The organism is Halosimplex yunnanense, from assembly GCF_054504345.1.
The window spans coordinates 163,471-181,570 of sequence record NZ_JBTJEL010000035.1 but is presented as its reverse complement, the minus strand read 5'-3'; the positions used below and the strand labels follow the sequence as shown (position 1 = coordinate 181,570).

The following is an 18,100-nucleotide window of genomic DNA, read 5'->3' as shown; positions in this document are numbered from 1 at the left end:
CGACGGCGAACGCTTTTGCTTGTTCACTCCTGCGCTCTACCATGGATCGACGCCGCGACGTCGACCGGGGGTCGGTCACGGTGGCTGGATTCGGTGCGGTGCTGCTGGCGGCCGCGACCATCCATCACCTCCGGGAATCGTCGTCGGTGGGCGAGCTCGCGGGTCCGTTGAGTGCACTCGCGCTCGACGGAGTGCCGGCGCTCGCGCTCGTCTACGCCGGCTACTGGCTGTGGAACGCCGACCTCGGTCCGGACCACACCGCGCAGATCGCCCGCTGGTGTCTGGGCGGGGCCGCCCTCTTCGCCGGAACGTTCGCCGTCAGCGTAGTCATCAGGGCCGTCGAGGGTCGGGCCGTGACGGAACCGCAGTTCACCCTGCTGCTCGCCGCCGGAGTGGGCGGGCTCGCGGGCTGTGCCGCCGCCTACTACCGCGTCCGGGCCGAGATAACGGCCAGTCGGGCCGAACGGACGGCGAAAGCGCTCGTGTTCGTCAACGGCGTCATCCGCCACGACCTGCGCAACGACCTGCAGGTCGTCCTCGGAAACGCACAGCGGATCGAGGCCGGCGCGGAGGCCCCCGCGGTCGCCGACAGCGCCACCGCCATCCGCGAGACGGTCACGAAGTCCGTCGACCGCATCGAGACCGCGCAGGGGCTCGTGGACGCCCTGACCGGCGCGGCCGACCCCGAACCGGTCGATCTGTCGGCCGTCGTCGCGGAGGTGGCAGCGCGGGTCCGCGAGACCACGGACGCGACCGTCGAGACCGACCTGCCGGAGTCGGCCACGGTCGTCGCCGACGTCGGCCTCCGCTCGGTCGTCGACAACCTCGTCGAGAACGCCGTCGAACACAACGACGCCGACCGGCCCGCAATCGCGGTGACCGTCGAGACGGAGGACGACACCGTCAGGCTGGTCGTCCGCGACAACGGCCCCGGCATCCCACCGTCCGAGCGCGAGGCCCTGTTCGAGAACCCCGAGGAGGCCACGCCGGGCGGGCTCCAGATCGTCCAGACCCTCGTCGACTCCTACGGCGGAACGGTGCGCATCTTCGACGCGTCCCCTCGGGGGGCGAAGTTCGTCGTCGCGCTCCCCGCGGCCGAGAGGGCTCAGCAGACGCGCGGCGAGAGCCAGCGCGCGGACGGCGACACTGAAACGGCGGACGACGGGGACGAGAAGGGGGCGGCCGGGACCTGGTCATCCTGATCCGGGAACCGGTCGCCTGCGGTGGGTTCCGGCATTCTCAACAGGGTGGGGTCCGAGTGATCGGGCATGGCGAGTGGGTCGGTCCGGACGCGCGGGCTGGCGGTCTGGCGGCGAGTGCTCTCGCTGTCGTGGCCGATGATGATCCAGCACGTCTTCCGGACGCTCATGCGGACGACCGACGTGGTCGTCACCGGCCTGTTCTCCCCGGCGGCGGTCGCCGCGGTCGGTCTCGCCGACCTCTACGCTCGCTTCCCGCTCCGCATCGGTCTCGGACTCGGGAGCGGCGCCATCGCCCTCTCCAGTCAGGACACGGGCAGCGACGCCGTCGAGAACCGCGACCAGGCGGTCACGCAGGCGATCCTCATCGGCCTGCTCTCGGGGGTCCCGTTCGTCGCCTTCGGCGTCCTGTTCGGCGAGCAGGCCATCGCGCTGCTGGGCGCGCCGCCCGACGTCGCGGAGATGGGCGGCGCCTATCTCGCCGTCGTCTTCGCGAGCGCGCCGGCGCGACACGTCGCGCTGGTCGGCGCCCGCGCGCTGCAGGGCACCGGTGACACCCGGACGCCGATGTACGTCGACGTGACCTCCTCGATCCTCAACATCGCCGGCTCGGCGGTCCTGGGACTCGGGCTGTTCGGCGCGCCGCGGCTCGCCATCGTCGGCGTCGGCATCGCGACGACGGCCGGCAACTGCTTCACCGCCGGCGTGCTGTCGCTCGCCATCTGGAGCTCGCGGACAGAAGCGTCGTTCACCCGTCCGGAAGACCCGGTCATCGCGAAGCAGCTGCTCGCGGTGAGCGCCCCCCGAATCGGCGAGGGGCTGGTGCGGACGCTGGTGGAGTTCCCGTTCAACGCCCTGCTGCTGTCGTTCGGGACGGACGTCAACGCCGCTTACCAGATCGGCCGGCGGATGTACCAGCAGGTCACCTCGCCGCTCGGTCGGGCGTATCACACCGCCACGAGCGTCGTCGTCGGGCAGTCCCTCGGCGACGGCGACGTGGCGACGGCCCGCTTTCAGGGGTGGGCGACTACGGTACTCGCCGTGGTGACCATGGGCGCCATCGGCGTCGCGCTCTTCCTCGGTGCGGACTGGCTCGTCACGCTCTTCACGAACGACGCTGCGACGGCGGGGTACGCGACCGGGTTCGCCCGCGCCTACGCCCTGGCCGCGCCGGCGATCGGCGCCTATCTCGCGCTCTCGGGGGCGCTCCAGGGCGGCAGTGATACCCGGACGCCGTTCGTCGCGCAGACGACCGCCCTGCTCGGGTTCCAGCTCGGGCTCGGCTACCTGACGAGCGTCGTCCTCGCGTGGGGGGTGGTCGGCATCTATGCGGGCATCGCGCTCCACCTGTACTGGGCGCTCGCGGTCGTCGCCTGGGGGTTCGCCCGCGGCGACTGGGCGGCGAAGGCGGCGGCGATGATGGACGCCCGCGGGAGCGTCGACGGGGGGACGGACGGGGTCGACGGCGACTCAGACGCCGATCCGGATCCGACGGACTGACGGCCCGCGGCGGGGCCGTTATTGGCTCCCGGTTCGAACGAGCGGTATGGATCTGATATCGGTCGCCGCGGTCGCCGAGAACGGCGTCATCGGCGAGGGCGACGAGGTGCCGTGGAACCTGCCCGAGGACAAGAAGCAGTACCGCGAGCGGGTCGCCGGTCACCCCACGATATTCGGCCGGCGGACCTACGAGATGTTCGACGACCCGCCCGGGTCGGCCCACGTCGTCCTCAGTCGCACCGAGCGCGAGTGGGATCGCGAGGACACCTACCACGCCGGCGGCGTCGAAGACGCGGTCGACGTCCTCGACTCGATCGGTGCCGACCGCGCGTACGTCCTCGGCGGCGGCGCCATCTACCACCTCTTCCAGCCCCACCTCGACCGGATGGTCCTGACGCGCGTCCCCGGCGAGTACGAGGGCGACACCTACTATCCCGAGTTCGACGAGAACGACTGGCTCCTCGTCGAGACCGAGGAGTACGAGAACTTTACCGTGGAGACGTGGGAGCGGAGAGAAGCGACTGAGTAGCGGTATCCAGCATCCGGCGCCCTCGGCGCCGGTTCACCGAATTCGCGCTCCGCGCGAATTCGGCCTTTTTCACCCATGTTTTTGGCGGAGGGGTTCCCGCAGGTCGCCAGAGGCGACCTGCGGGAACCCCTCCGCGAAAAAGATGGTTTAGTAGGAGTCCACGTCGGTCCCGACCGAACAGACGTACTCGCCGGTGGCGACCTGCGGGAGCCGGCGGGCGCGCCAGAAGACTCCCGATGAATCGGCGGTGACGGTCTCCTTGACGGTGCCGAAGGCGTCGGTGATCTCGAAGAGGACGTCGCCGCGGGCGACGCGCTCGCCGAGGTCGACGCGGCGGGAGACGAGGCCGCCGGCGGGAGCGCCGTACTGCTCGAAGCCGTTGGCGCGGGTCTGGGGGTTCAGGTCGACCTGTCCGTCGGTGAAGCCGTAGTAGGAGAGGACGTTGAACACGCCCTCGACGCCGGTCTGGATGGACTGCTCGTCCCAGCCGACGCAGCCGCCGAGTTCGGGGTCGATGGTGGGGATGCCCTCGTCGGGGGCGGCGCGGGCGAGCTGGCCGTCCGGTCCCTTCTGGTCGAGGACGTACCCGCAGTCGAAGACCTTCGCGAGTTCGAGGCAGGCGTCGTGGAGGCGGTGGCGCGTGCCGCAGCGGACGCGGCACTCCTCGATCATGTGCGAGGTCGACCCCTGGTGGAGGTCGAGGATGAGGTCGGCGCGGCGGGCCGCCTTGAACGTGGCCGCGGCGATGCGTTCGGTGGAGGTGCCCGTCTCGTCGCCGGGGTAGGCGCGGTTCGTCTTCGTGTCGTCGATGGGGTTGCGGTGTTCGGCGACCTGGAAGGCGTGGTAGTTGACGATGCCGACGACGAGGATGGTCCCCGCGATCTCCTGCGGGTCGAGTTGCGGGACGACCCGCTGGATGACGCCGACGCCGTTGAGCTCGTCGCCGTCGCTCGCGGCCTGCATGTAGAGGGTGTCCCCGTCGGCGGCGCCGTTGATGACCGCCACTGGGAGCCCGACCTGCGTCCCGTCGCGCGCCTCGCCGACCGGCAGCCGGCCCGTGTCCATCTCCCCGGGCGCCGCCTGGGCCGTACCGAGCGTCGTCATTATCACAACTGCAGAACCCGCGTCTCTTTAGCGATTCGGTCGCCGCGCGGCGCCGAGGACCGATCGACGCGTCTTTGCCCGTCCTGTCCGAAGCGCGAGCATGGTCGGCCAGCGACCGGACGGCGAGTCGACGCCGGGCGGACGGGACGCGGAACCGCCCGAGAGCGGCCGTGCGGCCTTCGTCGCCGCACTGCGCGTCCGCCGCAACGCCAAGTGGGGCCTCGCCGTCGGCGTCGCCCTCGCGCTCGCCGCCTTCGTCGTCCGCCTCGTCGTCCTCCCGGACTCCCGGCTCTTCCCGCTGTGGTACGTCGCGCTCGGGTTCGTCCTCGCGATGTCGACGGCCGGCCTCGTCGCGTTCCTCCTGACGCTCGGCCGCGCGGTCCGCCTCTCGCGCGAACTCTGACGCCGAACTCGGGGCTGCTGTCCGCTGGTCGACGGGTCCTCCACCCTGCTCGTCCACCGGTCGGTGGTCCCGGTCGCCTGTCCGCTGGCCGCCCTTCGTGCTGGATTCGACCACGGCTTGATAGCCGATAGAGACGATATACGGCCGGAGATCGGACGGCATCTTCTGAACTGGGCCTCTGTTCGTGAGAATCGAACGGATCGGTACCCGTACCCGCGAATTAAGACGAACGTCGAATCGAATATCGACGACTGAAACTCCACAGTCTCACAGCGTCGGGTACGGAGACGTGGGATTTCGAACGGGTGAGGGAGGGGAATCGATCGACGTTCGTGCAGAAAGACGTTCGGTGATTCCGTACGCGTCCACCTGCGAACGGTAACCCTTTTGGCCGGGCCAGAACAAGAATGGCGGTATGACTGACGAGCTACGGAAAGGGCTCGAGGGAGTGCTCGTCGCCGAATCCGCACTCAGCGAGATCGACGGCGACGAGGGCCGACTCATCTATCGCGGGTACGACATCGAGGACCTGTCGAAACGCGCGAGCTACGAGGAGGTCATCTACCTGCTTTGGCACGGCGAACTCCCCGACGCCGACGAGCTCGACTCGTTCACCGACTCGATGGTCGCCGAGCGGGCCGTCGACGAGGACGTGCTCGACACCGTCGGCCAGCTCGCCGCCGCCGACGAGAACCCGATGGCGGCGCTCCGCACGGCGGTCTCGATGCTTTCGGCCTACGACCCCGACGCCGACGCCCCCGCGACGGACGAGGAAGCGACGCTCCGCAAGGGCCGACGCATCGTCGCCAAGATCCCGACGATCCTCGCGGCGTACACACGCATGCGCGACGGACAGGACCCCGTCGAGCCCCGCGAAGACCTGGACCACGCGGCGAACTTCCTCTACATGCTCAACGGCGAGGCGCCCGACGACGTCCTCGCCGAGACGTTCGACATGGCGCTGGTGCTTCACGCCGACCACGGGCTCAACGCCTCGACGTTCTCCGCTATCACGACTGCCTCGACGCTCTCCGACCTGCACAGCGCCGTCACCTCGGCCATCGGCACCCTGAAGGGACCGCTCCACGGCGGCGCCAATCAGGACGTCATGGAGATGCTCAAGGAAGTCGACGACAGCGACCGCGACCCCATCGGCTGGGTCGAGAACGCGCTGGAGGAGGGCCGGCGCATCTCCGGGTTCGGCCACCGCGTCTACAACGTCAAGGACCCCCGCGCGAAGATCCTCGGCGAGCGCTCCCAAGAGCTCGGCGAGGCCGCCGGCACGCCGAAGTGGTACGAGTACTCCACGAAGGTCGAGGAGTACATGGCCGAGGAGAAGGGCCTGGCCCCGAACGTCGACTTCTACTCGGCGTCGACGTACTACCAGATGGGCATCCCCATCGACATCTACACGCCCATCTTCGCCATGAGCCGCTCGGCCGGCTGGATCGCCCACGCCGTCGAGTACGTCGAAGACAACCGCCTCATCCGCCCGCGCGCCCGCTACACCGGCCCCCGCGACCTGGAGTTCGTCGACGTCGACGAGCGGTAACGCGGATCGCTGGTCGCGGCGATCCCCTGTACCCCTCTACTGCCGTCGACGCTCTTTCTCGTCTCCTCGCGGTTCGTCGTCCGCCGCACTCGCCGATCAACACCTACACAGTCGCCCGACCCGAGGAACGATCCATGCTCACCTGCGGCGATTGCGGTCGGACCTACGCCGACGAGGCCGACGCGCCCTGGCGCTGCAAGTGCGGCCACGCGCTCGACTACGCGAACCAGCCGCTTCCGGCCGACGCCGACCCGCCCGCAAATTTCGATCGCGACCGCGGGCTGGGGGCGTTCGAACCGTTTCTCGATACCGAACGAGCGGTGACGCTCGGCGAGGGGTGGACGCCCGTCGTCGACGCGCCCGAGTGGGACGCTCAGTTCAAACTCGAATCGATCTTCCCGACGGGGAGTTTCAAGGACCGCGGCGCGGCGCTGACGGTCTCGCGCGCGGCCGAACTCGGCGTCGACCGGGTGCTCGAAGACTCCTCCGGGAACGCCGGCCTCGCCATCGCGACGTACGCCGCTCGCGCTGGCATCGACGCGGAGATCTACGTGCCCGCGGACGCCAAGGCGGGCAAACTCCGGGCCATCGAGCGGACGGGCGCCGACGTCGTGCGAGTCGAGGGCTCGCGCGGCGACGTGACCGACGCCTGCGTCGAGGCGGTGCAGGCGGGCGAGGGCTGGTACGCCAGCCACGCGTGGAACCCCGCCTTTTTCCGCGGAACGGCGACGTTCGCACTCGAACTCGCCGCTCAGCGCGGCTGGGACGTGCCCGACGCCGTCGTCACGCCGCTGGGTCACGGGACGCTCCTGCTCGGCGCCTACCGCGGCTTCCGGGCGCTCCGCAAGGCCGGGTGGACCGACAGGATGCCCAAACTGCTCGGCGCGCAGGCCACCGGCGCGGCGCCGATCGCCGACGCACTCGGTGACAGCGGGGACGACGCCGACGCTGATGCGCCCCCCGAATCCGACGCACCGCCGAACGCCGCGGCCGACGGCATCCAGATCCGCGAGCCGGCCCGCGGCGATCAGATCCTCGCGGCGATCCACGAGACCGACGGCGATGCCGTCGCGGTCGGTACCGAGGCGACCGAGCGCGAACACGACCGCCTCGCGCGGGCGGGGTTTCACGTGGAACCGACCTGCGCGACGGCGACCGCGGCGCTGGCCACGTTCCGCGAACGGGGAGTCGTCGCGGATGACGACGACGTGGTCGTGGCGCTGACGGGGACGGGATTGAAAGGATGACCAAGCGACCGGCCAGCTACTGTCCGTACTGCGGGACGGCGCTGGAGACGCGGCGCTCGGAGGGGCGCGACCGGCGGTACTGCCCGGAGTGTCGCTCGTTCGTCTACCGGAATCCGGTGCCGGGCGGCGCGGTCGTCGTCCTCGACGGCGACGCCGCGCTCCTGATCGAGCGGGCCATTCCGCCGGACGTGGGCGCGTGGGCGGTCCCCGGCGGCATCCTCGAAGTCGACGAGTCCGCGCAGGTCGGCGCCGCGCGCGAACTCGAAGAGGAGACCGGGCTGTCGGTCGACCCGGACGCGCTCGAACTCGTCCGGACCGGCTTCGAGATGGACGACCCCGACGCGGGCTCGTACCTCTCGATCACCTTCGCCGTCGAGCGCGAGCACACCCGCGGATCGGTCGTCGCCGGCGCGGAAGCCAGCGACGCGCGGTTCTGGCCGTTCGCGGCGCTTCGCGAGAAGCGCGATACCGTGCGGTCGGTCGATCGCAACCGGATCGAGGCGGCGGTCGAACGGTTGCGCGGCGAGACGGTAGATCTCGCGGGGGAGTAACTCGTTACCGCCAGAGTTCGCGTTCGATCACCACGTCGGCGTCGACGGAGAGGCGCGACTCGGCGACGCCCTCCCGATCCGGTGCGTCGGAGTAGAGGATGTAGCGGCGGCTGTCGTCGGTGCGCGTCCGGACGACGGCCGGCAGGACGTCGTCGGGCGCGGCGGTCGGCGGCGGCGGCGGCCCGATCACGACGCGCCCGTCACGGAACTCCGAGGATTCCTCTGCCATACCTGACCCGACGCACTCGCCGATCATTGTTACGAGTTTACTACCCCCGTTCGGCGCCGCTTAACGGCAAATTAGGCACTCTTTCCCCTTCGGAACTGAGTCGATAGCCGTCGCTTCGGTCGAGCGCCGGTCGCGTCGGCCGTCGACCGATACCGTTTACCCGCCGGCAGCCGCCCACCCGCCCATGCCCGGAAGCGTCCACCACACCGGAACGACCGTCGCGGACCTGAAGCGCGCCGTCGACTTCTACACCGAGGTCTTCGATCTGGAAGTCCTCGCCGAGTTCGAGTCCGGCGGGGAGTCGTTCTCGACCGGCGTCGGCGTCGAGAACGCGACCGGCCAGTTCGCCCACCTCGACGGTGACGGCACCCGCGTCGAACTCGTCGAGTACGAGCCGGAGGGCGGCGAGGCCGTCGCCGACAGCGTCAACGACCACGGTGCCAAACACCTCGGCTTCGGCGTCGACGACGTCGAGGCCTTCTACGCGGACCTCCCCGAAGACGTGGAGACGGTCAGCGAACCGCAGACGACCCAGACGGGGACGACCATCCTCTTCCTCCGCGACCCCGACGGCAACCTGATCGAAGTGCTCGACGCGTAAGCACCGACTAACCGACCGATCTGGCGGAACTGTCGTCCTGACATCTTTCGTCCTGCGTCGCTACCGCTCGGGGTGCGTCGGCGCGTCGAATCCCCCGCGGACCAGCGGCTTCGCGACGTGGCGGCGGGCGCAGGGCGGCACCTCGTACCAGCCCGGTTCGAGATCCCGCTTGACCGCCCGTTCGGCCTTCTCGTCGGCGCTCGTGCCGCAGTCCCGACAGCGATACCCCTGTCCGGCGCCGGCAGAACTCATCGACCGGCCGCAGTCGGGGCACGTCGGGTTCACTCGCTCGGTCGTCACCAGCTCCCGGGCGGCGAATTTCTCCAGTTTCAGCGTCCCGCCGCTGGCCTCGCCGCAGACGGTCACGCGGTCGCCGACGCGGAGCGCCCGCACGCGGTCCCGGAAGCGCTTCGTGGGTTCGAAGGCCGCCACGGCGAGCGCTTCGCCGTCGTCGCTTCGCACCGTACAGAACACGTGGCCGCCTTCCCGGGTCTCCGGCGATTCGACCACCTCGCCGTCGACGCGGTAGGCTCGCCCGTCGGCGGCCGCGCCGAAGCCGTCGACCGACCGGAGGTGCGCGTCAGTCCCCTGGTTCGTCACGAACAGCGCGCGGCTCGCCACCGGCTCGCCCTCGATCGATTCGGCCACCGACCGGACGGTCTCCGGGTCGTCGCCGCGGATCCCGTGGAGGATCGGACAGGGCGTCCGCGGGACACAGACCGGGTAGCCCTCGCCGCGATCGACGGTGTCCCAGGCGTCCGGGTAGGCCCGCTCGGCCGCTGCGAAGACGGACTCGTGGTCCACGTCGCGCTCGGTCCCCCAGCGCTCGCGTTCGCGGTAGGAGATGCACTCGTAGGTCCAGTCGTCGAACGCGCGCCACGCGCCGACGGCGGCGAGGGCGCCGATACGCCCGCGACCGTTTCCAGCGTGAGCGGTTTCGTAGCCCGCATCTGCGGCAAGTTCGACCGCGTCGTCGATCTCGTGGTAGTCGCGGACGGCCGCACGCGAGAACGCGGCCACGTCCTCGGGCACGTCGGCGGGCGATCCGGGAGCGACGACGACGCCCGGGTTCGTCCGCGGGTCGTCGACCTCGGCCAGATCGAGGTGCTCGCGCGCGAGAGCGAGCGCGCGCTCCGGCGTCGCGTCCGTGTGAACGGCGAGCGCGGCGTTCCCGCGGGTCTTGTGTTCGACGCCGGGGTTGAGCCTGACGAGGACCCGTCGGTCGACGCTCGCGCCGGCCTCCCGGAGCCGGTCGGCGAGCGTGGCGGCGACGTACGTCGTGCACATCCCGCGCTCGCGGGAATCGGTGTCGTCGAGGCCGATGACGGTCACGAACGCCGGTACTCGGTTCAGACAGTAACGGGTTTCGGCATCGGACTGGACCGAATCAATCGGCGATGTCGCCCGCGCGATCGTTCTTGATGCCCGGAAAACACTTGCCGGACGGAAGCGACCGTCGCGACATGCGCCAGTGGGAAATAGCGGCCGTCCTACTCGTCGTGGTCGGTACCGTGGGGATCGCTCTCCCGACGTTCGGGGTGGTCAGCGTCTCGGACGGCGCGACGTACTACGTCGAGGCCGAGGCAGTCGACCAAGAGGCGGTACCCGATGACTCCGACGTCAGGCCGATCGAGTCCCTGGCGAATTCGACCGCCGACGCCGTCAGTCGGAGCGCGGACCAGACTGGTTCGTCGGTGGAACTGCCGAGTCGGCCTGTCGATCTGGTTCCCGAATACGTCAGAGACGGGAACGCGACCTACCGGGTCAGCGTCTGGCACACGGACCAAGGACTGAACTTCCCGGGATATCTCGTCGGGGTCGGTGGCTGGATACTCGCCGCTCTTGGAGGAGTCGGCGTCTTCGCCGCTCTCGGTCGACGGGCGGTCCACGGGAACTGACGACCGGTCCCCGTAGACCCGGTTGAGTCACCGCCGGGCGGGGAAGGCAGGCCGGATCTCCGTCTCCCGAACGGGACGATCCGGCGGGTGTCCGGCCGTGAGACGGCGTCGCCGGCGACGCGTACGACCCCGGTCAAACTCTATATGAATCTATTGATCGGGCCGCGAAAACGCCGCGCACGGAAGTTCTACGGTGGGCACAACGCATATATGCGGTGACGTACTTACCGTGTAGTATGTCACGGTCGGCACTGGTCGGCAACGTCACCGCGATGTTGGAGGACGCGGGCTTCGTGGTGAGCGAGCGCTGTGCCATCCGGCCCAAGAGCTTCGACGTCGCGGCCCGCCGCGGGGAGGAGGTCCTCCTCGTGAAGATCCTCGGCAACATCGACGCGTTCGACGGCCACACCGGCGCCGAGATGCGCCGCCTCGGTACCTATCTCGGCGCCACACCGATGGTCATCGGATTGCGGACGCGCGACGAGGAGCTGAAACCGGGCGTCACGTACTTCCGCCACGGCGTCCCGGTCCTCTCGCCCGATACGGCGATGGATCTCTTCGTCGAGGAGGTCCCGCCGCTCATCTACGCCGCGCCCGGCGGCCTCTACGTCAACATCGACAGCGACGTCCTCGCGGACGCCCGCGAAGAGCGCGACTGGTCGCTCGGGCGACTGGCGAACGAACTCGGCGTCTCCCGGCGGACGGTCTCGAAGTACGAGGACGGCATGGACGCCTCCGTCGAGGTCGCCAGCCAGCTCGAAGAGCTGTTCGACGAGCCGCTCACGGCGCCCGTCGACGTCCTCGACGGCGCCGACGAGGTCCGCGAAGACGAGCCGACGCCCGAGGACCCCGAGGTCGACCCCGAGGACGAGCCCATCGTCGCCGTCCTCACCCGCGTCGGCTTCGACGTCCACCCGACGGACCGGGCGCCGTTCAAAACTGTCAGCGAGAACGAGAGCCGCGAGGAGGAGATGCTGACCGGCCACTCCGAACTCAACAAGACCGCCGAGAAGCGCGCCCGCATCATGTCCTCGGTCGGCAAGGTCACTCGCACCCGCTCGGTGTACGTCGTCGAGCGCGCCACCCGCGAGTCCGTCGAGGGCACCGCCATCATCGAGGAGTCGGAGATGGAGAACCTGCGGGAGGCCGACGAACTCCGCGACCTCATCCGCGAGCGCGCCGACATCGAAGGTAGCTCGGCGTAACCGCGGCTCCGCCCGCTTCTTCCGCGACCGCTATTCGAACGCGTAGAGTCGCAACGTCGCCGGTTCGGGTGGTTCCTCGCGCGCTCGGTCGCGGTTTGCCGGCAACGTCTCCCAGCGCAGTGCGTAGGTGCGCGTGTCGTCGCTGTCTCCTGCTTTCGATGCGTCCGTGACCCACTGTACTTCGTGGTCGGTGTCCGTCGGCTGCCGGACCTCCTCAGGCAGACCGTGCCACGGCACCTCGGTCCGCTCCACGGCGAGCGTCTCGGAGTCGAGAACCCAGCGGCCGGGGCCGTATTCAGTGTGCCAGAACGTCTGCACGAGCCGGTCGGCGGCGACGCGGACGGGGTCGACCAGAATCTCGTCGTCCAGCGTGCCGTGGCCGCCGAACGCCCAGCGGTAGTCCCAGTCGCTGATCTGGCAAATCGTCCACTCGTCAGTCTCGCCGTCGAACTGCGCGTCGTAGACCTGCATGTGTCCGTCGGTATCGTGCCTGTGATACGAGAGGACCGGGCGCCCCGCCGTATCGAAGCCCACGGCGACGTTGCTGTTGAGCAGGCCGTCGCCGGCGGGAACGGGGTCGACCACCGCGCCGTCGTCGACCGTGATCGGCAGGTCGAGCGCTCTGCCGTCCGCTCGCTCCCAGTCGACGAGGTTCGGGCTCCGGGCGTACGAGAGGTCGTGGTTCGTGGCGGCGTCGGGCGTGTCGCGCCACACCCACGCGAGGTGGTAGTCGCCGTCGGGGCCGCGGACCGGCCCGGTCGGGTAGGCGTTCTTCTCGCCCCGGCCGTCCAGCAGCGGTTCGCCGAGGAGTCTTCGCCAGGTCTCCGTCTCGGGATCGTAGGCGTTCAGCAGGCGCCGGCCGTCGCCGCTCCCGCCGTCGCGGTACATGAAGACGAGGTCGTCATCGGGACCGTCGAGGTAGGTCGGATAGGTGACTGCGTCCTCGTCGCGGCCGACGAGCGCATCGACCCGCCGGAGCGTCGTCGCGTCCAGCGGTTCGGCGCTCCGGAAGTACACCAGCGGGTCGACGTGCATGTTCCCGCTGACGTGCAGGTGGCCGGCGGCGTCGACGGCCAGCGCGACGTCGTTGTGGCTGTCCCACTCGACGCGCTCGTCCAGCGTCGTCTGCGTCCACTCCTCCTCGTCCAGGTCGCGCTGGGCGACGGTCAGCCGTCGCTCGGCGTCGTAGAACGCGAGGAACTGGCGGCCGGCGACGGTCAGCAGGTCGAACCCGACCGGATGACCGGCCCAGACGGCGGCCACGTCGAGCGCGGAGACGGCGCTGCGCTCCGTCGGCGGTCGCATGCCCGCTCTACCTCCGACGCCGACGTAATAGTTCGGGTCGGCGCGAGGGAGTGCGGGGGCGTTCCCTCGTCAGTCCGCGGTGTGGGGCGGGTGCCGGTGGGAGTCGTCGTCGTCCTTGCGACGGCGGGCGACGATCTCGCTGGCGACGAACGGTGCGGCGACGATGGCCCCAGCGAGCCCCCACAGCGAGGTTTCGAAGAGGTCGATCCCGGCACCACCGGCCGCGGCCCCGGCGGGGTTACCGACGACGACCGCTCCTTTCATGCCGGCGGCCTGGTGGGGCGTACAGGCGTATTTCACCACGCCCTGGCCGTCGAGTTCCAGCGCGTAGGTGTCGCCCTGCGACCCCTGCATCGGGCTCTCGAAGTCGTGGGTCTCGCCGGAGACGTTGTGCTGGCCGCCCTTGCCGGTCCACTCCCAGACGACCTTCGTACCGGGGTCGACCCGGACCGCCGCGGGACCGAACGCGAACGGGCCGCCGTTGCCCTCGGCCCCGACTTTGATCGTCACTTCGTCCTGTCCGGTCTTGTCGACCACGCCGTCGTAGTTGCTGACGCCGTCGAACCAGCCCTCGAAGTCGGGCTCGACGAATTCGCCGCTCGCACCGCCGTCGCCGGCGCTGGTCTCGTTCCCGCTACCGCCCGCGGTGCCCGTGTCGGCCGACGACGACTTGCTCGGGACCGTCACCTCGGCGTCGCCGACGATCACGGCGCCTTTCATCCCCATCCCCTTGTGCGGGACGCAGGCGTACTTCGAGACGCCCTCGCTCTCGAAGGTGTGGCTGAAGGTCGCGCCGGCCTCGGTGATCATGTCGCTCTCGTAGCTACCGTCCTCGGCGACGACGTTGTGCGGGGTGCCCTCGCCGGTCCACTCCCAGATGACTTTCGTACCGGGGTCGACCCGGACCGCTGCGGGCCCGAACGCGAAGGCGCCGTTGTTGCCCTGGACGCCCACTTCGACGGTCACCTCGCTCTTCCCGGTCTCGTCGACCACGCCGTCGACGTTGCCCGTGTTCGAGAACCACTCACTCAGGTCGGTCGACTGCGCGGTCGCGGGCGCTGAGCCGGCCGTCGCGAGGCCCCCCGCCGTCGCCCCGATAGCGAGGGTCTTCATGACAGTGCGCCGTCCCTCGTCGATGCCGTCGTCGGCGTTCATACCTGCCCGTAGCAACCTCATCTAAAAAACCACCCCAGCACGTTCCCGGGAACTGAGAAGCGCGGAGCGATTTCCTGAACATGTTCGCTCCGATCTTCTACCGTCGGGAATCCGCGGCCCGCATATACGTGCTCTCGACCGAGATTCAGGTGAAGCCATGACCCAATCAACGGCCACCCGTCGAACGTTCCTGAAGACCAGCGCCGCGGCGGGCGCCGCCGCGGTCGCCGGCTGTGCCGGCGAGATTCCCGAGGACAAGGTCACCTACACGGAGGCCGACAGCGGCCCGCAGTCGCTCGACGCCCCGAAGACGCCGACCGTCGACCGCGTCGCGGCGGACCCGACCGATATCCCCGCCCCCATCGACCGCGACGAGCCCGCGACGATCGAGGCGGAACTCACCACGAAGGAGGTCACCGCCGAGATCGAGGACGGCGTCACCTTCGAGTACATGACCTTCGACGAGCGGATCCCGGGGCCGATGATCCGCGCTCGCGTGGGCGACACGGTCGACCTGACCGTCCACAGCCACGAGGACAACCGGATGCCCCACAACGTCGACCTGCACGCGGTGCGGGGGCCGGGCGGCGGTGCCGAGGCGACGACGGTCGCGCCCGGCGAGACCCAGCGCGTCCGCTTCAAGGTGACCTACCCCGGCGCGTTCATCTACCACTGCGCCGTCGCGAACATGGACTACCACATCTCCTCGGGGATGTTCGGCATCATCCTCGTCGAGCCCGAGGAGGGCCTGCCCGAGGTCGACCACGAGTTCTACCTCGGCCAGCACGAGGTCTACACCGACGGCGAGACGGGCCAGGAGGGCCACCACACCTTCGACATGGGCGCGATGGCCCGCGAGGACCCCACCTACGTGCTCATCAACGGCGAGAAGTACGCCATCACGCCCGACAAGTACGCCGACATGACCGTCGAGACCGGCGAGACCGCGCGCGTGTACTACTGCGTGGGCGGCCCCAACCTCGCCAGCTCGTTCCACCCCATCGGGAGCGTCTGGGACGAGGCATACCCGCAGGGTGGCATCGGCGGCCAGCCCCAGCAGAACATCCAGACGACGCCGGTGATGCCGGGCAGCACCGCCATCACCACCATGCACTACCCGGTTCCCGGTCCGATCAAGCTCGTCGACCACTCGCTCTCGCGGGTCGCCCGCAAGGGCGCGCTCGCCGTGATCGACGTGCAGGGCGAAGAGAATCCCGAAATCTTCGACCCGAACCCCGACGCCTGAGGGGTCGACGGGCCGTTGGAGTGGGTGTTTCGTCGTGAGCGGCGTTCGACGGTGTCGCTAATTCTCGTTTTCCGACGTGGCGCGCGCTGTCGCGCGTCTCGTCGCGCGACGGACTCGTGCGAGGGATGAGTAGCGCAGGAGCCTGCGACGAGCAGCGAGGGACCGAAGGTCCCTCGGGCCATGTGGGCGACGCTCGGGTCGCCCGCAGACAACGCAATCGGTTGGGGAGGGTGTGGCCGTCTGCGGTGCTGTGGCGGTGCAGTCGCGGTCCTGGCGGACTGAAAGGGCGAGGCGGGATCGCGTTCATCTAGTCGCCTGAGCGGGCGACTATCCGCGTGGGCGGTGCCGAGAGCGCGGATATCCCGCTCAGCGACCGCGAGCGCGCCGAGGGCTTTCAACGCTCAGTGCGCTCTGCGGTAGCGGTTCCAGTCACTCCTAGCGAGCGAACCACAATCCCCGGCCCACGAAGTCCCATAATCAGAACGCCCAAAACCCACCGTCCGGAACTGTAAATACCCGTCCGGACGTCACGTCGGTCGACACAATGGACGCCGACCCGACGATCTACGACGAGCGGCTCGCGGCGGAGATGGACCGCGGCGAGTTCGTCCTCGCGGTCGTCACCGCGACGAAACCGGACTTCTATAAGCAGGCGCCGGTGGTCGCCGCGGCGCGCGAGCGCGGGCTGCCCTGTTTCGTGATCCACACCGGCCAGCACTACGACGACCTGCTCGGCCACGGCCTCGAAGAGTACGATCTGGAAGACGCCATCGCGGTCGACCTGGGCATCCGCGGCGACCTGAGCGAGAAGACCGCTCAGACGATGCTCGCTGTACGGCAGGTCGCCGACCGACTGGAGGAGTGGCCCGACACGACGGTCCTGCCGCTGGTCCACGGCGATACCCACGCCGCCGCCATCTTCCCGCAGGCGTGGCTGTTCGCGACGAACCAGCAGGTCGCGCACAACGAGGCCGGGCTGCGCGGGATGGCGCCCGACTACGACGCCGTGCCGGCCGCGGGAGCGACCCCCGGAAGCGACGCCGGCGACTATCCCGACCCGGAGGCCCTCGTCGAGGAGCAGTGGTCGGGCGAGTGGTCGGTCGACCGGACCGAGCCGTTCCCCGAGCAGTACGACACGTTCGTCGGGTCGGCGGCCGCGCGCTATCACTTCGCGCCAGTCGAACGCAACCGCGAGCACCTCGAAGCCGAGGGCTACCCCCGGACGGTCGACGGGCGCGAGCGCATCCCCGTCGTCGGTAACTCCGTCGTCGACGCGATCCAGATGAAGGAGGGCCACGACGGCGAGAGCGTCTTCGACGTCTATCCCGTCCTCGAGGAACGCGACGACTGGATCCGCGTGGACATCCACCGGCGGGCGAACCTCCTGCCCGGCCGCTTCGAGGCGCTCGTCGAGGGGGTCATCGCGCTCGTCGAGGACGGCCACAACGTCAACTTCGTCGAGCTGACCGCGACGAAACACGCGCTCGAACGCCACGGCTACCGCGACCGGCTCCGGCGGTTGGCCGACGAGCGCGAGAACTTCCTCTTCACCGGCCTCTGGAAGAAACACGCCCACGTCTACGAGTTCCTCGAATCCGGACAGTGTCTCGCCGAGCTGACCGACTCCGGGAGCATGCAGGAAGAACTCAACCACATCGACGAGGCCTGTTGTCTGACCGCGCGGTTCAACACCGACCGCCCGGAGACCGTCTTCGAGGCGAACACCAACCTGCTCGTCCCGCCGGTCTCCGGCGAGTTCGTCCACGAGATGGTCACGCACGTCCTCGAATCCGACGTGCGCGAGCGCCTGCAGTCCGGCCCCGACCTCTACGGCGAGAACGTGGGCGAGCGAATCGTCGACTTCCTCGCCAAGCGCCGCGACGAGGGCGTCTTCGAGTGGTCCCACGAACGGCAGGGCTTCGACGGCGTCGGCGGCCAGACCGTCGACTACCTGTAGCGGAACGGCGCGAAAAACTACTGGGAAAGCGGCGTTAACTCCCGTACTCTTCTTCGAGGTACTCGACGATATCGTCGCTCTCGGGCATCCCCTCGACGTCGTTCTCGGGGTCGACGAGGACGGGGACGCCCGTCTGGCCGCTCACTTCCTCGACTTCGGTCCGCTCGTCGTGCGAGCGCGGGACCATGTGCGACTCGTACTCCAGGTCGAGTTCGTCGAGCTTCTTCGTGACCTTCGCGCAGTAGGGGCAGCCTTCGAGTTCGTACAGTTCGAGGTTCGCCATCACCGACGGTTAGGAGTCGACGGTCAAGAGACCAACGGTAGCGGGGATCGAGGCGACAGGCCCGGTCCGTGCCGAATCGTCGAGTTCGACCGCGTTCAAAGCCACTTTGAAGCTTACGGGAGTGGTATTTGTCCGT

At 69.3% G+C, this 18,100-nt stretch carries 18 protein-coding genes; 12 read left to right on the top strand and 6 right to left on the bottom strand.

The features are described from left to right. The first annotated feature begins 41 nt into the window (after positions 1-41). The 3 genes from AB2U09_RS14530 to AB2U09_RS14520 all read left to right on the top strand — a co-directional run bounded on the left by AB2U09_RS14530 (position 42) and on the right by AB2U09_RS14520 (position 3,228). A complete protein-coding gene (locus AB2U09_RS14530) occupies positions 42-1,202 on the top strand; it encodes an ATP-binding protein (RefSeq protein ID WP_459193446.1) in 1,161 nt (386 codons plus the stop codon). A 66-nt stretch (positions 1,203-1,268) separates the two neighbouring features. Next, positions 1,269-2,699, top strand: coding sequence for an MATE family efflux transporter (locus AB2U09_RS14525; protein WP_459193445.1), 1,431 nt, complete (start codon positions 1,269-1,271; stop codon positions 2,697-2,699). A 46-nt stretch (positions 2,700-2,745) separates the two neighbouring features. Continuing rightward, positions 2,746-3,228 carry a dihydrofolate reductase gene (locus AB2U09_RS14520; protein WP_459193444.1) on the top strand — a complete coding sequence of 161 codons (483 nt, stop codon included), beginning with the start codon at positions 2,746-2,748 and terminating at the stop codon, positions 3,226-3,228. A 147-nt stretch (positions 3,229-3,375) separates the two neighbouring features. Here AB2U09_RS14520 and AB2U09_RS14515 read toward each other — a convergent pair whose 3' ends face one another. After that, positions 3,376-4,332, bottom strand: coding sequence for a succinylglutamate desuccinylase/aspartoacylase family protein (locus AB2U09_RS14515; RefSeq protein ID WP_459193443.1), 957 nt, complete (start codon positions 4,330-4,332; stop codon positions 3,376-3,378). Positions 4,333-4,432: 100 nt separating this feature from the next. Here AB2U09_RS14515 and AB2U09_RS14510 point away from each other — a divergent pair, with 100 nt between their 5' ends. The 4 genes from AB2U09_RS14510 (at position 4,433) to AB2U09_RS14495 (ending at position 8,085) form a co-directional block, all read left to right on the top strand. After that, a complete protein-coding gene (locus tag AB2U09_RS14510) occupies positions 4,433-4,735 on the top strand; it encodes a DUF7536 family protein (RefSeq protein WP_459193442.1) in 303 nt (100 codons plus the stop codon). Positions 4,736-5,150: 415 nt separating this feature from the next. Continuing rightward, the gene (gene citZ / locus AB2U09_RS14505) at positions 5,151-6,287 is read left to right on the top strand and encodes a citrate synthase (RefSeq protein ID WP_459193441.1); all 1,137 of its coding nucleotides are present in this window, start codon (positions 5,151-5,153) and stop codon (positions 6,285-6,287) included. Between the two features lie 134 nt (positions 6,288-6,421). Then, positions 6,422-7,534 carry a pyridoxal-phosphate dependent enzyme gene (locus AB2U09_RS14500; RefSeq protein WP_459193440.1) on the top strand — a complete coding sequence of 371 codons (1,113 nt, stop codon included), beginning with the start codon at positions 6,422-6,424 and terminating at the stop codon, positions 7,532-7,534. Continuing rightward, positions 7,531-8,085 carry an NUDIX hydrolase gene (locus AB2U09_RS14495; protein ID WP_459193439.1) on the top strand — a complete coding sequence of 185 codons (555 nt, stop codon included), beginning with the start codon at positions 7,531-7,533 and terminating at the stop codon, positions 8,083-8,085. Before AB2U09_RS14500 ends, AB2U09_RS14495 begins: the two co-directional genes overlap by 4 nt. Before the next feature lie 4 nt (positions 8,086-8,089). Here the strand turns inward: AB2U09_RS14495 and AB2U09_RS14490 are convergent, their stop codons facing one another. Beyond that, a complete protein-coding gene (locus tag AB2U09_RS14490) occupies positions 8,090-8,314 on the bottom strand; it encodes a hypothetical protein (RefSeq protein ID WP_459193438.1) in 225 nt (74 codons plus the stop codon). A gap of 184 nt (positions 8,315-8,498) precedes the next feature. Between AB2U09_RS14490 and AB2U09_RS14485 the strand changes: the two genes are divergently transcribed. Then, complete coding sequence (locus AB2U09_RS14485; protein WP_459193437.1) at positions 8,499-8,915, top strand: VOC family protein; 417 nt, start codon at positions 8,499-8,501, stop codon at positions 8,913-8,915. A 60-nt stretch (positions 8,916-8,975) separates the two neighbouring features. Here the strand turns inward: AB2U09_RS14485 and AB2U09_RS14480 are convergent, their stop codons facing one another. Continuing rightward, positions 8,976-10,247 (bottom strand): TiaS agmantine-binding domain-containing protein, encoded by a 1,272-nt coding sequence (locus AB2U09_RS14480; RefSeq protein ID WP_459193436.1) that lies wholly within the window; start codon positions 10,245-10,247, stop codon positions 8,976-8,978. 131 nt (positions 10,248-10,378) lie between these two features. Here AB2U09_RS14480 and AB2U09_RS14475 point away from each other — a divergent pair, with 131 nt between their 5' ends. Together AB2U09_RS14475 and AB2U09_RS14470 are read left to right on the top strand one after the other, a co-directional pair. Continuing rightward, on the top strand, positions 10,379-10,813 hold the full coding sequence (locus AB2U09_RS14475) for a hypothetical protein (RefSeq protein ID WP_459193435.1): 435 nt from the start codon (positions 10,379-10,381) through the stop codon (positions 10,811-10,813). Positions 10,814-11,049: 236 nt separating this feature from the next. Continuing rightward, entirely contained in the window at positions 11,050-12,018 is a 969-nt protein-coding gene (locus tag AB2U09_RS14470) for a transcriptional regulator (protein WP_459193434.1), read from the top strand. Between the two features lie 30 nt (positions 12,019-12,048). Here AB2U09_RS14470 and AB2U09_RS14465 read toward each other — a convergent pair whose 3' ends face one another. Continuing rightward, positions 12,049-13,323 carry a BNR repeat-containing protein gene (locus AB2U09_RS14465; RefSeq protein WP_459193433.1) on the bottom strand — a complete coding sequence of 425 codons (1,275 nt, stop codon included), beginning with the start codon at positions 13,321-13,323 and terminating at the stop codon, positions 12,049-12,051. Positions 13,324-13,392: 69 nt separating this feature from the next. Further along, entirely contained in the window at positions 13,393-14,478 is a 1,086-nt protein-coding gene (locus AB2U09_RS14460; protein ID WP_459193432.1) for a halocyanin domain-containing protein, read from the bottom strand. A 157-nt stretch (positions 14,479-14,635) separates the two neighbouring features. Between AB2U09_RS14460 and nirK the strand changes: the two genes are divergently transcribed. Together nirK and AB2U09_RS14450 are read left to right on the top strand one after the other, a co-directional pair. Beyond that, positions 14,636-15,724, top strand: coding sequence for a copper-containing nitrite reductase (nirK, locus tag AB2U09_RS14455; protein WP_459193431.1), 1,089 nt, complete (start codon positions 14,636-14,638; stop codon positions 15,722-15,724). Positions 15,725-16,268: 544 nt separating this feature from the next. Next, on the top strand, positions 16,269-17,681 hold the full coding sequence (locus AB2U09_RS14450; protein ID WP_459193430.1) for a UDP-N-acetyl glucosamine 2-epimerase: 1,413 nt from the start codon (positions 16,269-16,271) through the stop codon (positions 17,679-17,681). A 34-nt stretch (positions 17,682-17,715) separates the two neighbouring features. Here AB2U09_RS14450 and AB2U09_RS14445 read toward each other — a convergent pair whose 3' ends face one another. Continuing rightward, positions 17,716-17,964: a glutathione S-transferase N-terminal domain-containing protein gene (locus AB2U09_RS14445; RefSeq protein ID WP_459193429.1), complete on the bottom strand. Its 249-nt coding sequence runs from the start codon at positions 17,962-17,964 to the stop codon at positions 17,716-17,718. Positions 17,965-18,100 lie beyond the last annotated feature (136 nt).

Bases quoted from the DNA above. Each gene is read 5' to 3' on its own strand.
- AB2U09_RS14530 (WP_459193446.1), top strand. From the start codon at position 42: ATGGATCGACGCCGCGACGTCGACCGGGGGTCGGTCACGGTGGCTGGA.
- AB2U09_RS14525 (WP_459193445.1), top strand. From the start codon at position 1,269: ATGGCGAGTGGGTCGGTCCGGACGCGCGGGCTGGCGGTCTGGCGGCGA.
- AB2U09_RS14520 (WP_459193444.1), top strand. From the start codon at position 2,746: ATGGATCTGATATCGGTCGCCGCGGTCGCCGAGAACGGCGTCATCGGC.
- AB2U09_RS14515 (WP_459193443.1), bottom strand. From the start codon at position 4,332: ATGACGACGCTCGGTACGGCCCAGGCGGCGCCCGGGGAGATGGACACG.
- AB2U09_RS14510 (WP_459193442.1), top strand. From the start codon at position 4,433: ATGGTCGGCCAGCGACCGGACGGCGAGTCGACGCCGGGCGGACGGGAC.
- citZ (WP_459193441.1), top strand. From the start codon at position 5,151: ATGACTGACGAGCTACGGAAAGGGCTCGAGGGAGTGCTCGTCGCCGAA.
- AB2U09_RS14500 (WP_459193440.1), top strand. From the start codon at position 6,422: ATGCTCACCTGCGGCGATTGCGGTCGGACCTACGCCGACGAGGCCGAC.
- AB2U09_RS14495 (WP_459193439.1), top strand. From the start codon at position 7,531: ATGACCAAGCGACCGGCCAGCTACTGTCCGTACTGCGGGACGGCGCTG.
- AB2U09_RS14490 (WP_459193438.1), bottom strand. From the start codon at position 8,314: ATGGCAGAGGAATCCTCGGAGTTCCGTGACGGGCGCGTCGTGATCGGG.
- AB2U09_RS14485 (WP_459193437.1), top strand. From the start codon at position 8,499: ATGCCCGGAAGCGTCCACCACACCGGAACGACCGTCGCGGACCTGAAG.
- AB2U09_RS14475 (WP_459193435.1), top strand. From the start codon at position 10,379: ATGCGCCAGTGGGAAATAGCGGCCGTCCTACTCGTCGTGGTCGGTACC.
- AB2U09_RS14470 (WP_459193434.1), top strand. From the start codon at position 11,050: ATGTCACGGTCGGCACTGGTCGGCAACGTCACCGCGATGTTGGAGGAC.
- AB2U09_RS14465 (WP_459193433.1), bottom strand. From the start codon at position 13,323: ATGCGACCGCCGACGGAGCGCAGCGCCGTCTCCGCGCTCGACGTGGCC.
- AB2U09_RS14460 (WP_459193432.1), bottom strand. From the start codon at position 14,478: ATGAACGCCGACGACGGCATCGACGAGGGACGGCGCACTGTCATGAAG.
- nirK (WP_459193431.1), top strand. From the start codon at position 14,636: ATGACCCAATCAACGGCCACCCGTCGAACGTTCCTGAAGACCAGCGCC.
- AB2U09_RS14450 (WP_459193430.1), top strand. From the start codon at position 16,269: ATGGACGCCGACCCGACGATCTACGACGAGCGGCTCGCGGCGGAGATG.
- AB2U09_RS14445 (WP_459193429.1), bottom strand. From the start codon at position 17,964: ATGGCGAACCTCGAACTGTACGAACTCGAAGGCTGCCCCTACTGCGCG.